The 13,761-nt window shown below is 61.5% G+C and carries 14 protein-coding genes; 3 read left to right on the top strand and 11 right to left on the bottom strand.

Annotation, left to right across the window (positions count from 1 at the left end):
• Positions 1 to 198 precede the first annotated feature (198 nt).
• Complete coding sequence (locus NKH42_RS17710) at positions 199 to 537, top strand: P-II family nitrogen regulator (protein ID WP_019857988.1); 339 nt, start codon at positions 199 to 201, stop codon at positions 535 to 537.
• 53 nt (positions 538 to 590) lie between these two features.
• Positions 591 to 2,000: a type I glutamate--ammonia ligase gene (gene glnA, locus NKH42_RS17705; protein ID WP_254817166.1), complete on the top strand. Its 1,410-nt coding sequence runs from the start codon at positions 591 to 593 to the stop codon at positions 1,998 to 2,000.
• 121 nt (positions 2,001 to 2,121) lie between these two features.
• Here glnA and NKH42_RS17700 read toward each other — a convergent pair whose 3' ends face one another.
• Positions 2,122 to 3,162, bottom strand: coding sequence for a glutamine synthetase beta-grasp domain-containing protein (locus NKH42_RS17700; protein WP_352507441.1), 1,041 nt, complete (start codon positions 3,160 to 3,162; stop codon positions 2,122 to 2,124).
• Between the two features lie 319 nt (positions 3,163 to 3,481).
• Here NKH42_RS17700 and NKH42_RS17695 point away from each other — a divergent pair, with 319 nt between their 5' ends.
• Positions 3,482 to 3,676 carry a DUF2735 domain-containing protein gene (locus NKH42_RS17695; protein ID WP_352507442.1) on the top strand — a complete coding sequence of 65 codons (195 nt, stop codon included), beginning with the start codon at positions 3,482 to 3,484 and terminating at the stop codon, positions 3,674 to 3,676.
• 76 nt (positions 3,677 to 3,752) lie between these two features.
• Here the strand turns inward: NKH42_RS17695 and NKH42_RS17690 are convergent, their stop codons facing one another.
• From NKH42_RS17690 to NKH42_RS17645, 10 genes are all read right to left on the bottom strand, one after another.
• Positions 3,753 to 5,639, bottom strand: coding sequence for an MFS transporter (locus tag NKH42_RS17690; protein ID WP_352689265.1), 1,887 nt, complete (start codon positions 5,637 to 5,639; stop codon positions 3,753 to 3,755).
• A 185-nt stretch (positions 5,640 to 5,824) separates the two neighbouring features.
• Positions 5,825 to 6,616: an ATP12 family chaperone protein gene (locus NKH42_RS17685; RefSeq protein ID WP_352507444.1), complete on the bottom strand. Its 792-nt coding sequence runs from the start codon at positions 6,614 to 6,616 to the stop codon at positions 5,825 to 5,827.
• A 2-nt stretch (positions 6,617 to 6,618) separates the two neighbouring features.
• The gene (locus NKH42_RS17680) at positions 6,619 to 7,476 is read right to left on the bottom strand and encodes a DMT family transporter (protein ID WP_502896093.1); all 858 of its coding nucleotides are present in this window, start codon (positions 7,474 to 7,476) and stop codon (positions 6,619 to 6,621) included.
• Between the two features lie 68 nt (positions 7,477 to 7,544).
• Positions 7,545 to 8,525: an RluA family pseudouridine synthase gene (locus NKH42_RS17675; protein ID WP_352507446.1), complete on the bottom strand. Its 981-nt coding sequence runs from the start codon at positions 8,523 to 8,525 to the stop codon at positions 7,545 to 7,547.
• A 62-nt stretch (positions 8,526 to 8,587) separates the two neighbouring features.
• Positions 8,588 to 8,926 carry a DUF190 domain-containing protein gene (locus NKH42_RS17670; RefSeq protein WP_254817158.1) on the bottom strand — a complete coding sequence of 113 codons (339 nt, stop codon included), beginning with the start codon at positions 8,924 to 8,926 and terminating at the stop codon, positions 8,588 to 8,590.
• Complete coding sequence (gene crcB, locus NKH42_RS17665) at positions 8,923 to 9,309, bottom strand: fluoride efflux transporter CrcB (protein ID WP_502896091.1); 387 nt, start codon at positions 9,307 to 9,309, stop codon at positions 8,923 to 8,925. The genes NKH42_RS17670 and crcB (NKH42_RS17665) overlap by 4 nt, the downstream gene beginning before the upstream one ends.
• Positions 9,310 to 9,419: 110 nt before the next feature.
• Positions 9,420 to 9,806, bottom strand: a complete 387-nt coding sequence (gene crcB / locus NKH42_RS17660; protein WP_352507447.1) for a fluoride efflux transporter CrcB — start codon at positions 9,804 to 9,806, stop codon at positions 9,420 to 9,422.
• Positions 9,807 to 9,837: 31 nt separating this feature from the next.
• The gene (locus NKH42_RS17655) at positions 9,838 to 10,668 is read right to left on the bottom strand and encodes an aspartyl/asparaginyl beta-hydroxylase domain-containing protein (protein WP_352507448.1); all 831 of its coding nucleotides are present in this window, start codon (positions 10,666 to 10,668) and stop codon (positions 9,838 to 9,840) included.
• Between the two features lie 136 nt (positions 10,669 to 10,804).
• A complete protein-coding gene (locus tag NKH42_RS17650; RefSeq protein WP_023675125.1) occupies positions 10,805 to 12,115 on the bottom strand; it encodes a replication-associated recombination protein A in 1,311 nt (436 codons plus the stop codon).
• A 44-nt stretch (positions 12,116 to 12,159) separates the two neighbouring features.
• The gene (locus NKH42_RS17645; protein ID WP_352507449.1) at positions 12,160 to 13,647 is read right to left on the bottom strand and encodes a DegQ family serine endoprotease; all 1,488 of its coding nucleotides are present in this window, start codon (positions 13,645 to 13,647) and stop codon (positions 12,160 to 12,162) included.
• Positions 13,648 to 13,761 lie beyond the last annotated feature (114 nt).

The raw sequence follows: 13,761 nt of genomic DNA, 5'->3' as shown, positions 1-13,761 counted from the left end.
GGACCGGCGGTGTGTAGGCTCGCGGCGTTCATGGCACATCCGACGCAGCGAATGATGCGAATGTACATTCCTGCGCGGCATGGTATCCAAATCATGTGAGGCTGCTCGGCGCTCCATCAATTGGCACAGTTCGTGCCTGATTGAGGCGCAAGCGGGGCTCACAACCCGTCTTTTTTGGCAGTGGAGGCCACTTTTTACATGAAAAAGATCGAAGCGATCATCAAGCCGTTCAAGCTAGACGAAGTGAAAGAAGCGCTTCAGGAGGCCGGGCTGCAAGGCATCACCGTGACCGAAGCCAAGGGCTTTGGCCGCCAGAAGGGCCACACCGAGCTTTATCGCGGCGCCGAATATGTCGTCGACTTCCTGCCAAAGGTGAAAATCGAGGTCGTGCTCGGCGACGATGCGGTCGAAGCCGCGATCGAAGCTATCCGCAAGGCGGCCCAGACCGGCCGTATCGGCGACGGCAAGATCTTCGTCTCGAACATCGAGGAAGTGGTGCGCATCCGCACCGGCGAAACCGGCATGGACGCCGTCTGAATTTTCCCGTTAAAAGGCCACGTTCAAACGTCATCACATAGGGAAGCAGGGACATGACGACAGCCAAAGACATCATGAAGCAGATCAAAGACAACGACGTGAAGTTCGTTGATCTGCGCTTCACCGATCCGAAGGGCAAACTGCAGCACGTAACGATGGATGTCGTCGAGGTCGAGGAAGACATGTTTGCCGATGGCGTCATGTTCGACGGTTCCTCGATCGCCGGCTGGAAGGCGATCAACGAGTCCGACATGGTGCTGATGCCCGATGCAGATACGGTGCATATGGACCCGTTCTTCGCCCAGTCGACCATGGTCATCCTGTGCGACATTCTCGATCCGATCTCGGGAGAATCCTACAACCGCGACCCCCGCGGCACCGCCAAGAAGGCCGAGGCCTACATGAAGGCGGAAGGCATCGGCGACCAGATCTTCGTCGGTCCTGAAGCCGAGTTCTTCGTGTTCGACGACGTCAAGTACAAGGCCGATCCCTACAACACCGGCTTCAGGCTGGATTCCACTGAACTGCCGTCCAATGACGACACCGACTATGAGACCGGCAATCTCGGTCACCGGCCGCGCATCAAGGGCGGCTATTTCCCGGTGCCGCCGATCGATTCGGCACAAGACATGCGTTCGGAAATGCTCACCGTGCTCGCGGAAATGGGCGTGCGCGTTGAAAAGCACCATCACGAAGTGGCCGCCGCGCAGCACGAGCTCGGCATCAAGTTCGACACGCTGGTCCGCAACGCAGACAAGATGCTGATCTACAAATATGTCGTGCACCAGGTCGCCAACGCCTATGGGAAGACGGCCACTTTCATGCCGAAGCCGGTGTTCGGCGACAATGGCTCGGGCATGCATGTCCACCAGTCAATCTGGAAGGAAGGCAAGCCGACTTTCGCCGGCAACGAATATGCCGGCCTGTCCGAGAGCTGCCTGTTCTACATCGGTGGCATCATCAAGCATGCGAAGGCGATCAACGCCTTCACCAACCCGCTGACCAATTCCTACAAGCGCCTGGTGCCGGGCTATGAAGCGCCGGTGCTGCTCGCCTATTCGGCACGCAACCGCTCGGCCTCGTGCCGCATTCCGTTCGGCTCGTCGCCGAAATCCAAGCGCGTCGAGGTCCGCTTCCCCGATCCTGGTGCCAACCCCTATCTCGCCTTTGCCGCCATGCTGATGGCCGGCCTCGACGGCATCAAGAACAAGATCCACCCGGGACAGCCGATGGACAAGGATCTCTACGACCTGCCGCCGAAGGAATTGAAGAAGATCCCGACCGTCTGCGGGTCGCTGCGCGAAGCCCTGCAGAGCCTCGACAAGGACCGCGGCTTCCTGAAGGCCGGCGGCGTCTTCGACGACGACCAGATCGACAGTTATATCGAGCTCAAGATGGCCGAGGTGATGCGCTTCGAAATGACGCCGCATCCGGTCGAATACGATATGTATTATTCGGTGTGACCCCGAACCTCATAGTCACGTAGAAAAACCCCGGCGGAGACACGCCGGGGTTTTTTGATGCAATGGGATGGGAAAGAAAGTCACGGCGCAGACACCCGAGGTCCGCGCCGTGAACGCATTCTCAAGCCGCCGCCGAAACCTCGGCGCTGGTCGGGACGGAGGCGATCGTCTTCAATATCTGCGAAGCGATCTGGTAGGGGTCGCCCTGCGAGTTCGGACGGCGATCCTCGAGATAGCCCTTGTAGCCGTTGTTGATAAAGGAATGCGGCACGCGGATCGAAGCGCCGCGGTCGGCGATGCCGTAGCTGAACCTGTTCCAGGGCGCGGTCTCGTGCTTGCCGGTCAAACGCTTGTCGTTGTCCGGCCCATAGACGGCGATGTGGTCCATCAGGTTTTTGTCGAAGGCTGCCATCAGCGCCTCGAAATAGCCCTTGCCGCCGACTTCGCGCATATAGGCGGTCGAGAAGTTGGCATGCATGCCGGAGCCGTTCCAATCGGTGTCGCCGAGCGGCTTGCAGTGGTATTCGATGTCGATGCCGTACTTCTCGGTCAGGCGCTGCAACAAATAGCGCGCCATCCACATCTGGTCGGCGGCCTTCTTGGAGCCCTTGCCAAAGATCTGGAATTCCCACTGGCCTTTGGCCACCTCGGCGTTGATGCCTTCATGATTGATGCCGGCGGCAAGGCAAAGGTCGAGATGCTCCTCGACGATCTGCCTGGCGACGGAGCCGACATTGCTGTAGCCGACGCCAGTGTAGTACGGGCCTTGCGGCGCCGGATAGCCACTCTCGGGGAAGCCGAGCGGACGGCCGTCCTTATAGAAGAAATATTCCTGCTCGAAGCCGAACCAGGCGCCCTCGTCGTCGAGAATGGTGGCGCGTTTGTTGGACGCGTGCGGCGTTACGCCGTCCGGCATCATGACTTCGCACATGACGAGCGCGCCGTTGGTGCGGGCGGGATCCGGATAAATGGCGACCGGCTTCAAAACGCAGTCGGAGCTGTGGCCCTCGGCCTGCATGGTCGAAGAACCGTCGAAGCCCCACAGCGGAAGCTGGTCGAGCGTCGGAAACTCGGCGTAGTCCTTGACCTGCGTTTTTCCGCGGAGGTTGGGAACCGGGGTGTATCCATCGAGCCAAATGTACTCGAGCTTGTATTTCGTCATTCTAGCCTCTCGTTGCTTGATCACCGAACCCTGGATGGCGCCGGGGCGAGCCGGCCTATCCAGCAGCCGACCTGCCGGACTAGTAAAATGCAATTCGTGTGCCATTCTCGCCGGCGACGGATGCGGCAAAAGTGGGGTTGTATCCACCCAAAATCGCTGGTCCGCCGTCATGCTGCGCTCGGATCATCCACAAGCACATTTTGCACAAATAATATGCAAGTACTGATCTTTTCGTAATCATGTTGCCTAATTCGATTGCTGAACCTATGTTGGGCAAAGGTTGAATCGGCAAGGTTCTGTCGAAGAAAGGAAACCGACAATGGAAATCATTTCCACTCGTCAGTCGGCCAAAATCCTGATGTTCCCGGTGGCAGCGCGCGCCTCTGCCTCAAATTTAAGCGGAAAGGCTAAGTTCGCGGCAGAACTTGCTTCTTTGCGCAACCGAACGGATTTCGGAAGTGCCTGGTATCATGAGGCAGCGATCGAGGAAGCGAAACAGGATCGGAAGAGCTAAGCCCTGCACTCGATAAATTGAAAAAGCCCGGCGCGATCGCTCGCGCCGGGCTTTGCTTTGAACCGGGACGGGCCGGCTACTGTTTGGTGTGCAGGTCCGTTCCGAGCGTATCCCTGATAAAGATCATGCCTATGATCAGCGACATCGCCGCGATCACCACCGGGTACCAGAGACCATAGTAGATATCGCCCTTGTAGGCGCTAAGCGCGAACACCGTGGCCGGCAGCAGCCCGCCGAACCAGCCATTGCCGATGTGATAGGGCAGCGACATGCCGGTGTAGCGGATGCGGGTCGGGAACATCTCGACCAGGATCGCGGCGATCGGCCCGTAGACCATCGTGACGAAGATCACGAGGATGAGCAGGATGGCGATCGTCATCGGCCAGTTGACCGCTGCAGGGTCGGCAAACATGGCGAAGGGACCGCCGCCCGGCACGGTATAGACGGTGACCTCGGGGGCTCCCGCAGCCTCGTCGGCAGTCAGCAGCTTGTCCTTGATCGCCTGGTCAGTCGGAACGGTGGCCTTGTCGCCGGCGCGGATTGCCGCGGCATCGAGCTTCAGCTCAGGATTGGCCGCAATGAAGGCCTCGAGCTTCTGGTCCGGCACCTTGGCGGCTGCCCGCTTCAGCGGGTAGCCGCCATCCCGAAGTGCCGTGTAGACCGCCTTGGCGAAAGCGGCATCCTTGGCCTTGGCCTGATCGCCGGCGGCAGTGGCGTCATAAGACTCAACCGTCTCGTTGCCGATTTTGACCGACGCGGCTGTACCGGGCGCCGCAGTCGATACCACGTCGTACGGCACCGAGTTCTTGGTCAGGAACGAGGTGGCGATATCGCACGAGGTCGTGAACTTTGCAGTGCCCACCGGATTGAACTGGAACTTGCAGTCCCCCGGTGCCGCGGTCACCGTCGCGCGTGTGTTCTGCTGCGCGGTGGCGAGCGCCGGATTGGCTGCCCAGGTCAGCGCCCTGAACAATGGGAAGGTGCAGACGATTGCCAGTGCAAGGCCGGCCATGATGATCGGCTTGCGGCCGATCTTGTCGGAAAGCCAGCCGAACACGACGAAGAAGATCGAGCCGATCGCCAGCGCAATGGCGATCATGATGTTGACCGATTGCGCCTCGACCTTGAGCACGTTCTGCAGGAAGAACAGCGCATAGAACTGGCCGTTGTACCAGACCACGGCCTGACCGGCGGTAAGGCCGAGTAGCGCCAGCAGCGCGATTTTTGCGTTCTTCCACTGGCCGAAGGCTTCCGTCAATGGTGCCTTGGAGCCTTTGCCTTCGTCCTTCATGCGCTGGAAGGTCGGCGATTCGGAGAGCGACAGCCGGATCCAGAGCGAGATGCCGAGCAGCAGGAAGGAGACCAGGAAAGGAACGCGCCAACCCCAGGCGGCATAAGTTTCCTTGCTCATCGAGGCCTGCACGATCAGGATGACGATCAGCGACAGGAACAGGCCGAGCGTCGCCGTCGTCTGGATCCATGACGTGTAGTAGCCGCGGCGGTCGTCGGGCGCATGTTCGGCGACATAGGTCGCGGCGCCACCATATTCGCCGCCGAGCGCCAGGCCCTGCAGCATGCGCAGGATGATCAGGATCACCGGCGCGGCGATGCCCCAGCTCGCATATCCGGGCAGAAGGCCGACCAGGAAGGTCGACAGGCCCATGATCGTCATGGTGACGAGGAAGGTATATTTACGGCCGACGAGATCACCGATGCGGCCGAACAGCAGGGCGCCAAACGGGCGCACCAGGAAACCGGCCGCGAAGGCGAGCAGGGCGAAGATGTTGCGTGTCGCTTCCGGCGCCGACGAGAAGAAGGTGGCGCCGATGAAGGCGGCCAGCGAGCCGTAGAGATAAAAATCGTACCATTCGAAAACGGTGCCGAGCGAAGAAGCGAAGATGACCTTCTTCTCCTCGCGTGTCATGCCGCGGCTTGTTTTGCCGGCGGTCGATGCCATTGCCATGAGCGTATCCTCCCGTGTGATTCCGTCAGCCCTCGATGCTGCGCGTCATCGTCCGCGTTTCCTCGCAACGCAGACTCAGTGCAGCCACCGGTGCAAAAAATGACAGAAAGCAGTGCCCAGAGGCAGACCGCCTTTGGGATTATGACTTTGGTCTAATGTGCAGTGCGAAATAGCGGGCGGTGCCGTCAGCCTTTGAGAGCTTCGAGCAGCTTGACTGCGGCCATCATGTCGCGCTTGCGGGCAGCGCGGCGCGCGAGCGCCTCTGCATCATGGCCCCATTGCTCAGCCTGCCAGTCCTCGTCGACATGACCGGCAGCCCAGGCCGCCTCGCCGTCGAGCTCGCCGAAGTCGACGGCGAGCGCCAGCAGCGCCGATCCGGTCAGCGAGGTCATGACGTGGATGGCGGCAAGGCGCAGCGGATCGGCACGTTGGGCAAGATGCTGGCCGAGCAGCGCGATACTCTCGCGCGGCTGTTCGACATGGATCACGCCTTCGGCGAGATGGAACCGGGCGCCGAGTGCGCTGCGCACCCAGTCGATGACCGGGTCCCAATGCTCGTTCTGCCGGTCGACTAGTCCTTGGGGCGCATCGGCGCGGTAGCAGAGCAGATCGGATGAGGCGAAGCGCAGGACGTCCTCCAGCACCGCCTGGGGATCACAGGCGACGCCATCGATTGCCGTATTGACCAGACGCATCACCGGCATCGTCACCGGGTCGATGGTCTCCTCCTGTGCGGCGAATTCCTCGGCGACGAGAGCAGCCGCCTTTTCGGTCGGCAGCGCCAGCAGCGCCTTGGCCGGCGTGCGGACGGGCTTGCCATCGAGATGGACCGCAAAACCGTCTTCGACCGGTGCTACCGCGACCGTCTTGTAGAAGCGCTTCGGCAGTTGCGTCTTCATCTGGATCTGGGCGCGACGCACCGGGTCCGGATCGGAGAGCTGCTTTCCCGCTTCGAGGTCGTTCAATATGTCGCGCATGCTCATCCGGGGGCTTGTTTTCGGGCCGGCCGGTTGACGATGATAAGACCGGCGGCGATGAGGCCGAGTGCCAGGAAGATACGAACGGTCAACGGCTCGTTCAAGAAGACGGCGCCGCAGAGCACACCGAACACCGGCGACAGGAAGGTGAAGCTCGACAGTCCAGATGCAGGGTAGCGCCGGAGCAGCCAGAACCACAGAACATAGGTGAAGGCGACGACGTAGACGGCCTGGAACAACAGAGCCAAGGTCGGCAGAACGGCAAAGCTGCGGACTGGCGGGCCGGCAAAAGGCATCACCAAAATCCCGACGACGGCGGCCCCGGCCAGCTGATAGAGCAGCAGCTTTTCGGCGCTGGCCGTCACCAGCTTCGACCGCTTGATGACGATATTGGTCACGGCCCACAGAATGCCGGCGCCGAGACTGAGCAAATCGCCGCTCAATGTTGCGCCGCCATTGGCGCTCAGTTTGTCGGAAAACACCGCGACCAGTCCGGCGAAAGCGAGCAGAAGACCAACGAGCTTGCGTGCCGTGATGCTTTCACCCAGCAGGAAATGGCCGCCGACCAGCATCCAGAACGGCATGGTGTTGACCAGCAAGGTGTTGCGCACGACGGTGGTGTGTTCGAGCCCGACATACAGAAACAGGAACTCGAGACCGAAAAGCGCGCCTGCCAGAATGCCGGCGACGAGGGTCTTGTCGGGCGTGAACAGCGCGATGCCGCGCCAGCGGCACCAGCCGAAAACACACAGGCCGCCGATCACCGAGCGGGCGATCGACAGGAAAACGGCATCGTAGCCGGCATAGGAGATCTTGGCGGCGACGTAGTTCAGCCCCCAGGAAAAAGTCAGCCCAACCATGATGGCGGAGGCCGCCAGATCGACCGCGTCACGGCGGTCGAGCGTATCTGTGGCGACGCCCACCGGCCCTAGTCCTCCGCACTGGCGTCGTCGAAGCCGATCAGGTTCCAGCTCTGGCGCATGTGCGGCGGCATCGGCGCGGTGACGTCGACAAACCCCTTATCGGGATGCGGGATGACGATGCGGCGGGCGTGCAGATGCAGACGGTTCTGCATGCCGCCGGGAAAATCCCAATTGGTGTCGGCCTCGAAATATTTGGGGTCACCGATGATCGGGCAGCCGATATGCGCGGCATGGACACGAAGCTGGTGGGTGCGGCCGGTATACGGCTCCATCTCCAGCCAGGTCATCGTCTGTGCAGCCTGCTCGATGACACGGTAGTAGGACACGGCGTGGTCGGCGCCCTTTTCGCCATGCTTGGCGATGCGCACGCGATCGCCGTCGGGCGTCGGTTCCTTGATCAACCAGGTCGAGATCTTGTCCTCGCGCTTCGGCGGCACACCCTTGACCAGCGCCCAGTAGGTTTTCTTCGTCTCACGCGCCCGGAACGCTTCGGCGAGCTTCATGGCGGCGAGCCTTGTACGGGCGACAACCAGAACACCCGACGTGTCGCGGTCGAGCCGGTGCACCAGACGTGGCTTCTCGCCCTTCTGGTTGCGCCAGGCTTCCAGCATGTCGTCGACATTGCGGGTGACCCCGGAGCCGCCTTGCACCGCCAGGCCGGCCGGCTTGTTGAAGACGAAGACCTTCGGGTCCTCATGGATCAGCATCTTGGCCAGGACATCGGCGTCGCCCTGGTTGCGTATCGAATGGCCGGTCAGCGGGCTTTCGCCTTTCTTGTCGACTTCGAGCGGCGGCACACGCACCGTTTGGCCGGCTTCGACGCGGGTATCGGCCTTCACCCTGCCGCCGTCGACGCGGATCTGGCCGGAACGCAGCAGCTTCTGCAGATGACCAAAACCGAGACCGGGGAAATGGCTCTTGAACCAGCGGTCGAGCCGCATGCCCGCCTCACCGGCGTCCACTGTGATCTGTTCAACGCCTGCCATGATTCCAATCGCCGTTTTGCAGGCATGCAACGGCATTCGCCGGCACCCGCAATCTCACTCGGTTATTCGTTGTCGGTTCCATATTGCAGAACCTGAACTTTCTCCAGCGTAATCAAACCACTTGTCATGATTGTTTCAAGAACGGGCAGGAAAGCGGCCAATTTTTCCTCGTCATCGACGATCTCGATGACGAGGGGCAGATCCTCCGATAGGCGGAGGATCTTCGTGGTGTGAAGCCGGCTGGAATGGCCGAACCCCATCGCGCCGCGCAGGACTGTCGCGCCGGCGATCTGCATTTCGCGGGCCCTCAGCACGATAACCTCATACAGCGGACGGCCATCTGCCTTGTCGTTTTCGCCGATAAATATGCGCAGCAATTGTGCCTGTGTTGGTATCTTCATTGCCTGGACCCTCTCAGCCGGTTGAGGCGAACTGCAAAGATGTGGCCGAGCCAGACGGCGGCAAGCCAGGCCACCACGGAGATCGCGATATTGAGTCCAGCCGCCAGAAACCTCCCGCCTTGCGCGAGGGTGAGCGTTTCAAGGCTGAAGGCCGAGAAGGTCGTCAGGCCGCCACAGAAGCCGGCCATGAAGAACTGGCGCTGCAGCGGACCGGCGAAGACACGACCATCCGGTCCCGTCAATGTCGTGTAGAAGCCGATGAGGAATGAGCCGACAATGTTGACGAGGAGTGTGCCGAAGGGAAATCCAGCGCCCCACAGGGCAGTGCTCGTCGATGAGGCAAGCGCCCGCAGCACACCGCCGATCATGCTGCCTGCGGCCACGGTCGCATAGAGCCGAACCGCTTCGGAGGTTCTGCGCCAACCAATGAGGCGTCCGCCATGCCCGGCCGCGGCAGTGTCCGTCCCGTTGTGGCGGAGCTTCCGCGGGCCGCTCACGGCGCCCCGCTGCCAATCAGAAGACTTCCCGCGGCAAAGCCCAGCGTCACGCCGCCGAGGCTCAGGAAAACCGAAAGCAGCACATTTCCGCCGGCGCGCAGCCATTCGCCCTCGCGCGCCAGTGCCAGCGTCTGCAGGCTGAAGGAAGAGACCGTAGTGTAGCAACCGAGGCCGCCGGTGACGGCAAAGGCCCAGATGGCGGGCATGCCGTCGCGCGTCACCGCATGCGCAACGACACCGATTGCAAACGCTCCCGAGACGTTGACCACCATCGTGCCCCAGGGAAAGGTCTCGCCAACCCGGCGGGCGACGAAGCCGGACAAGAAGAAGCGGGCCATTGCGCCGATCGCGCCACCAAGGCAGACAAGCAAAAGATGATACATCGTGCTTCCTCACGCCGGTCACACCACGGTGTCAGGCGGCTCCGGCCTTCTTCGGCTTGCTGGAGGCGATCATCTTCCAGTTCTTGTAGAACATGGCATTGATGCGCTCGACGCTGACCGAAACGATGGCCAGGAGTGTCGAGATCAGACCGGGAAACGGCGACGGGCGAATGATGTCCATGAACACACAGTAGCGGCGCCCGTCATACTGGTTGACCGAGCGATGCAGCAGTGTGTCATCGAAGATGAACAGCGGGTTCTCGTGCCAGTAGTTCTTGGCGTTGCCGCACTCGACAAACACTTCCGATTTCACCGGGATGAGGTTGTAGAGAATGCGCAGGCTGAGCCGGAGCGGGCCAAAGTGCCAGGAAGTCGATTCCCTGCCGCTGAAAACAGAAACGGCAATCGTCTTGATATATTTGAAATCCTTGTTGAATTCGGCAACGTTGTCTATTTTGTGCTTGCCATACCACTGATAGACATACATGCCGCGCCGGCCGCTGCCGAAATTGGCGTCGATATCGGCGATGATCTCGTCCTTGCGCTCCTTGAATACGTCCAGGACCTCGTTGACCTCGCGTTGATAGTCCGGAGGAAACTGGTCCAGTTTCCAGACACCCCGGTTTCTGTAGCACAGCAGATCGACCAGCAGATTGAAGGGCGAAAGCAGCCAGGTGAAGATGCCGTTGCCGAGGAAATAACCACTGAACAGGGCCCAGTTCTTGTTGTCGTTGCGCAACACGTCGATCAGACCGAGGACAATGAAAATTGTCATCAGGATGGGAATGAAATAAAAGCCGAGCGCCAGCAGCGGGATCGCTATGGCGAACTTCCGAAGGGTCTTGCGAGATTTTTTCGTCATTTTTCCACGCGCCAGGCGCGATTCCGTTCTGAATATCGTCGGTACGTTTCTGGCCTGTCCGCCGGCCGAAGGCGCATCTTGATAGGGTTTTTTGTCACGCCAGACAACGGCGATCACGCCACTGTGCGACTGGCAGCTATTTTTCCCGCTCGCTGCGCAGCTTCGCCCAATAGTCCAGCCGCTTCCTGATATCGCGCTCGAAGCCGCGCTCGGGCGGGTCGTAGAATGTCTGCCTTCCCATCTTCTCCGGAAAATAGTCCTGGCCGGAAAAAGCGTCGGGTTCGTCGTGGTCGTAGCGATAGCCGGCGCCGTAATCTTCCTGTTTCATCAGCTTGGTCGGCGCATTGAGAATGTGCTTGGGCGGCAGCAGCGAACCGAATTCCTTCGCCGCCTGTGTGGCGGCCTTGAACGCGGTATAGACTGCATTGGATTTCGGCGCGGTGGCGAGATAGACGGTCGCCTCGGCGAAGGCCAGTTCGCCCTCGGGCGAGCCCAGATAGTCGTAGGCGTCCTTGGCGGCGTTAGCGACGACGAGCGCCTGCGGGTCGGCCAGCCCGATATCCTCCATCGCCATGCGCACCAACCGGCGCCCGAGATAAAGCGGATCTTCGCCGGCGTCGAACATGCGGGCCAGATAGTAGAGTGCCGCGTCGGGGTCGGAGCCGCGCACCGATTTGTGCAACGCGGAGATCAAATTGTAATGGCCGTCCTGGCCTTTGTCGTAGATCGGCGCGCGGCGCTGGACGATGCGCTGCAGAGCTTCGGCGCCGAACACCTCCTTTGATTTCGCTGCGCGCCAGACCTCTTCGGCGAGCGTCAGCGCCGCGCGGCCGTCGCCGTCGCTCATGCGGATGAGCATCGCACGCGCGTCTTCATCGAGCGGCAGCGCCCTGCCCTCTGCCTCCTCGGCCCGCGCCAGCAACTTGGCGATGCTGTCTTCGCCGAGCGAGTGAAAGACCAGCACGCGCGCGCGCGACAAAAGCGCGGCGTTAAGCTCGAAGGACGGGTTCTCGGTGGTGGCGCCGACCAGCACGACGGTGCCGTCTTCCATCACGGGCAGAAAACTGTCCTGCTGGGCGCGGTTGAAACGGTGGATCTCGTCGACGAACAGCAGCGTCTGGCGGCCGTTCGAGCGGCGCAGCTTCGCTGCCTCGAACACTTTCTTCAGGTCGGCAACGCCGGAAAACACGGCCGAGATCTGTTCGAAGGCGAGGCTTGTCTCGCCGGCAAGCAGCCGTGCGACCGTGGTCTTGCCGGTGCCGGGCGGGCCCCAGAAGATCATCGAGCCGAGCGAGCCGGAGCCGATCAGCCGCGTCAGCGCGCCGTCGGGTCCGGTCAGATGCTCCTGGCCGACGACCTCGCCGAGGTTCTTTGGGCGCAAACGGTCGGCCAGCGGCCTGCCGGGCGGCGTCTTTTCCGGTTCATCGACACTGAACAGATCGGCCATGCAACTTCTTCTTGCCTGGAGCCCGATCATGCTGACGGTCGGGCTCAGTAACGCAACACCTGGCGCAGTATCTGCCCGCCGCGCTCGACGGTAAAGCGCCACCAGCGCGTATCCTGCTGGGCTACCTGTTCCAGGGTCGCCGCCTTGTCGATCGTCAGGCCATTGACCTCACGCACGATGTCGCCCGGCTGGAATCCAAAATCGGCAGCGGGCGAATCGCGGTTGATGTCGACCACGGTTACGCCTTTGACATCGGTGCGCAGACCGAGCCGTTGGGCAAGCCGTGGCGACAGTTCAGCAACCTTGGCGCCGGAAAAGGGGCTGCGGCCGCGCAATGTGAGTTCCGCAGCTTTGGCGCCTTCGGGCGGTCGTTCCAGAGCGATGTCCATCGTCGCTTGCTGACCCTTGCTCAGAACGCCGAAGCTGGCATTCGTACCAATCGACAGCGTCGCCATCCGGTAGTCCAGCGCCCCGACGCTCTCGACCGGCTTGCCGTTGAGCGACAGCACTACGTCGCCAGGCTTGAGCCCTGCCTTGGCCGCGGGTCCCGCCTCTTCGACCGAAGAAACCAGCGCACCGGTCGGTTTGTCCATGCCGAGCGATTCCGCAATCTGCGGCGTCACCGCCTCGAACTCGGCACCGGCATACGGCCGCTCGAAGAAGTCGAGCCCGGCCTTGGCCGCATCGGCGAAGGCGCGGACCATGTTCGAAGGGATGGCAAAGCCGATGCCGATCGAGCCGCCGCTACGGCTATAGATCGCGGTGTTGATGCCGATCAGCTGCCCTCCCATGTTGACCAGCGCGCCACCGGAATTGCCGGGGTTGATGGCGGCATCGGTCTGGATGAAGAAGCTGGAATCGGAGATGCCGATATGGCTGCGCGCCACCGCCGAAATGATGCCGCTGGTGGTGGTCTGGCCGACCCCGAACGGATTGCCGATCGCCAACACCAGGTCGCCGACCTCGAGCGCGTCGGAATCGCCGATGGCGATCACCGGGAACGGCTTGTCAGAAGAAATCTTGAGCACGGCGAGGTCGAGCGTCTCATCCTTGAGCAGCACCTTACTGTCGAATTCGCGCCCGTCGGCGGTCGCGACCTTGACCTGGTCGGCGTCCTTGACGACATGGAAATTGGTGACCACGACGCCGGTCGGATCGACCAGTACCCCCGAACCGAGCGACGACTGCGCGCGCGGCTGCGAGCGGCCGAAGAACTCCTCGAAAAACGGATCGCCGTCGAAGGGTGACGCCACCTTGGCGGTCTGCGAGGCGTAGACATTGACTACAGCCGGCGCCGTCTGCTTGACCAGCGGCGCAAAGGACAGCTGCACCTCCTCGCGGCCGAAGGGCACGCGCTTGTCGGGGCCGGAGGTGGCGTTTTCGCCTTCGACGCCATGCAACAGATCGGTCAGCACGTCGGACAGACCAGGATCTGGCTTGGTCTCCTCCGCCAGCGCGTGCCTGGCCGCAGGCACGACGGCCAACGCCATCAAGGCGCAGATCAGAACAATGGACAGCCGTTTAACGCGCATTCCGAATCCTCCAAGTCGGGCGCCATTGTCCTGACGATTGTGCAAAATGAAAGGCTAAGCCGCTGAAATCCGATTATTTTGGTAGTCGCCGCAAAAACCGGTGACAAAACCCCT

It is taken from the genome of Mesorhizobium sp. M1142, from assembly GCF_040318565.1.
Lineage (GTDB): Bacteria > Pseudomonadota > Alphaproteobacteria > Rhizobiales > Rhizobiaceae > Mesorhizobium.
The sequence above is the reverse complement of the archived record's forward strand: the minus strand, read 5'-3'. Positions and strand labels throughout refer to the sequence as shown.

What these genes read in the sequence shown, in the direction of transcription:
- NKH42_RS17710 (WP_019857988.1), top strand. Translation starts at nt 199, where the DNA reads ATGAAAAAGATCGAAGCGATCATCAAGCCGTTCAAGCTAGACGAAGTG.
- glnA (WP_254817166.1), top strand. Translation starts at nt 591, where the DNA reads ATGACGACAGCCAAAGACATCATGAAGCAGATCAAAGACAACGACGTG.
- NKH42_RS17700 (WP_352507441.1), bottom strand. Translation starts at nt 3,162, where the DNA reads ATGACGAAATACAAGCTCGAGTACATTTGGCTCGATGGATACACCCCG.
- NKH42_RS17695 (WP_352507442.1), top strand. Translation starts at nt 3,482, where the DNA reads ATGGAAATCATTTCCACTCGTCAGTCGGCCAAAATCCTGATGTTCCCG.
- NKH42_RS17690 (WP_352689265.1), bottom strand. Translation starts at nt 5,639, where the DNA reads ATGGCAATGGCATCGACCGCCGGCAAAACAAGCCGCGGCATGACACGC.
- NKH42_RS17685 (WP_352507444.1), bottom strand. Translation starts at nt 6,616, where the DNA reads ATGCGCGACATATTGAACGACCTCGAAGCGGGAAAGCAGCTCTCCGAT.
- NKH42_RS17680 (WP_502896093.1), bottom strand. Translation starts at nt 7,476, where the DNA reads ATGGTTGGGCTGACTTTTTCCTGGGGGCTGAACTACGTCGCCGCCAAG.
- NKH42_RS17675 (WP_352507446.1), bottom strand. Translation starts at nt 8,525, where the DNA reads ATGGCAGGCGTTGAACAGATCACAGTGGACGCCGGTGAGGCGGGCATG.
- NKH42_RS17670 (WP_254817158.1), bottom strand. Translation starts at nt 8,926, where the DNA reads ATGAAGATACCAACACAGGCACAATTGCTGCGCATATTTATCGGCGAA.
- crcB (WP_352507447.1), bottom strand. Translation starts at nt 9,806, where the DNA reads ATGTATCATCTTTTGCTTGTCTGCCTTGGTGGCGCGATCGGCGCAATG.
- NKH42_RS17655 (WP_352507448.1), bottom strand. Translation starts at nt 10,668, where the DNA reads ATGACGAAAAAATCTCGCAAGACCCTTCGGAAGTTCGCCATAGCGATC.
- NKH42_RS17650 (WP_023675125.1), bottom strand. Translation starts at nt 12,115, where the DNA reads ATGGCCGATCTGTTCAGTGTCGATGAACCGGAAAAGACGCCGCCCGGC.
- NKH42_RS17645 (WP_352507449.1), bottom strand. Translation starts at nt 13,647, where the DNA reads ATGCGCGTTAAACGGCTGTCCATTGTTCTGATCTGCGCCTTGATGGCG.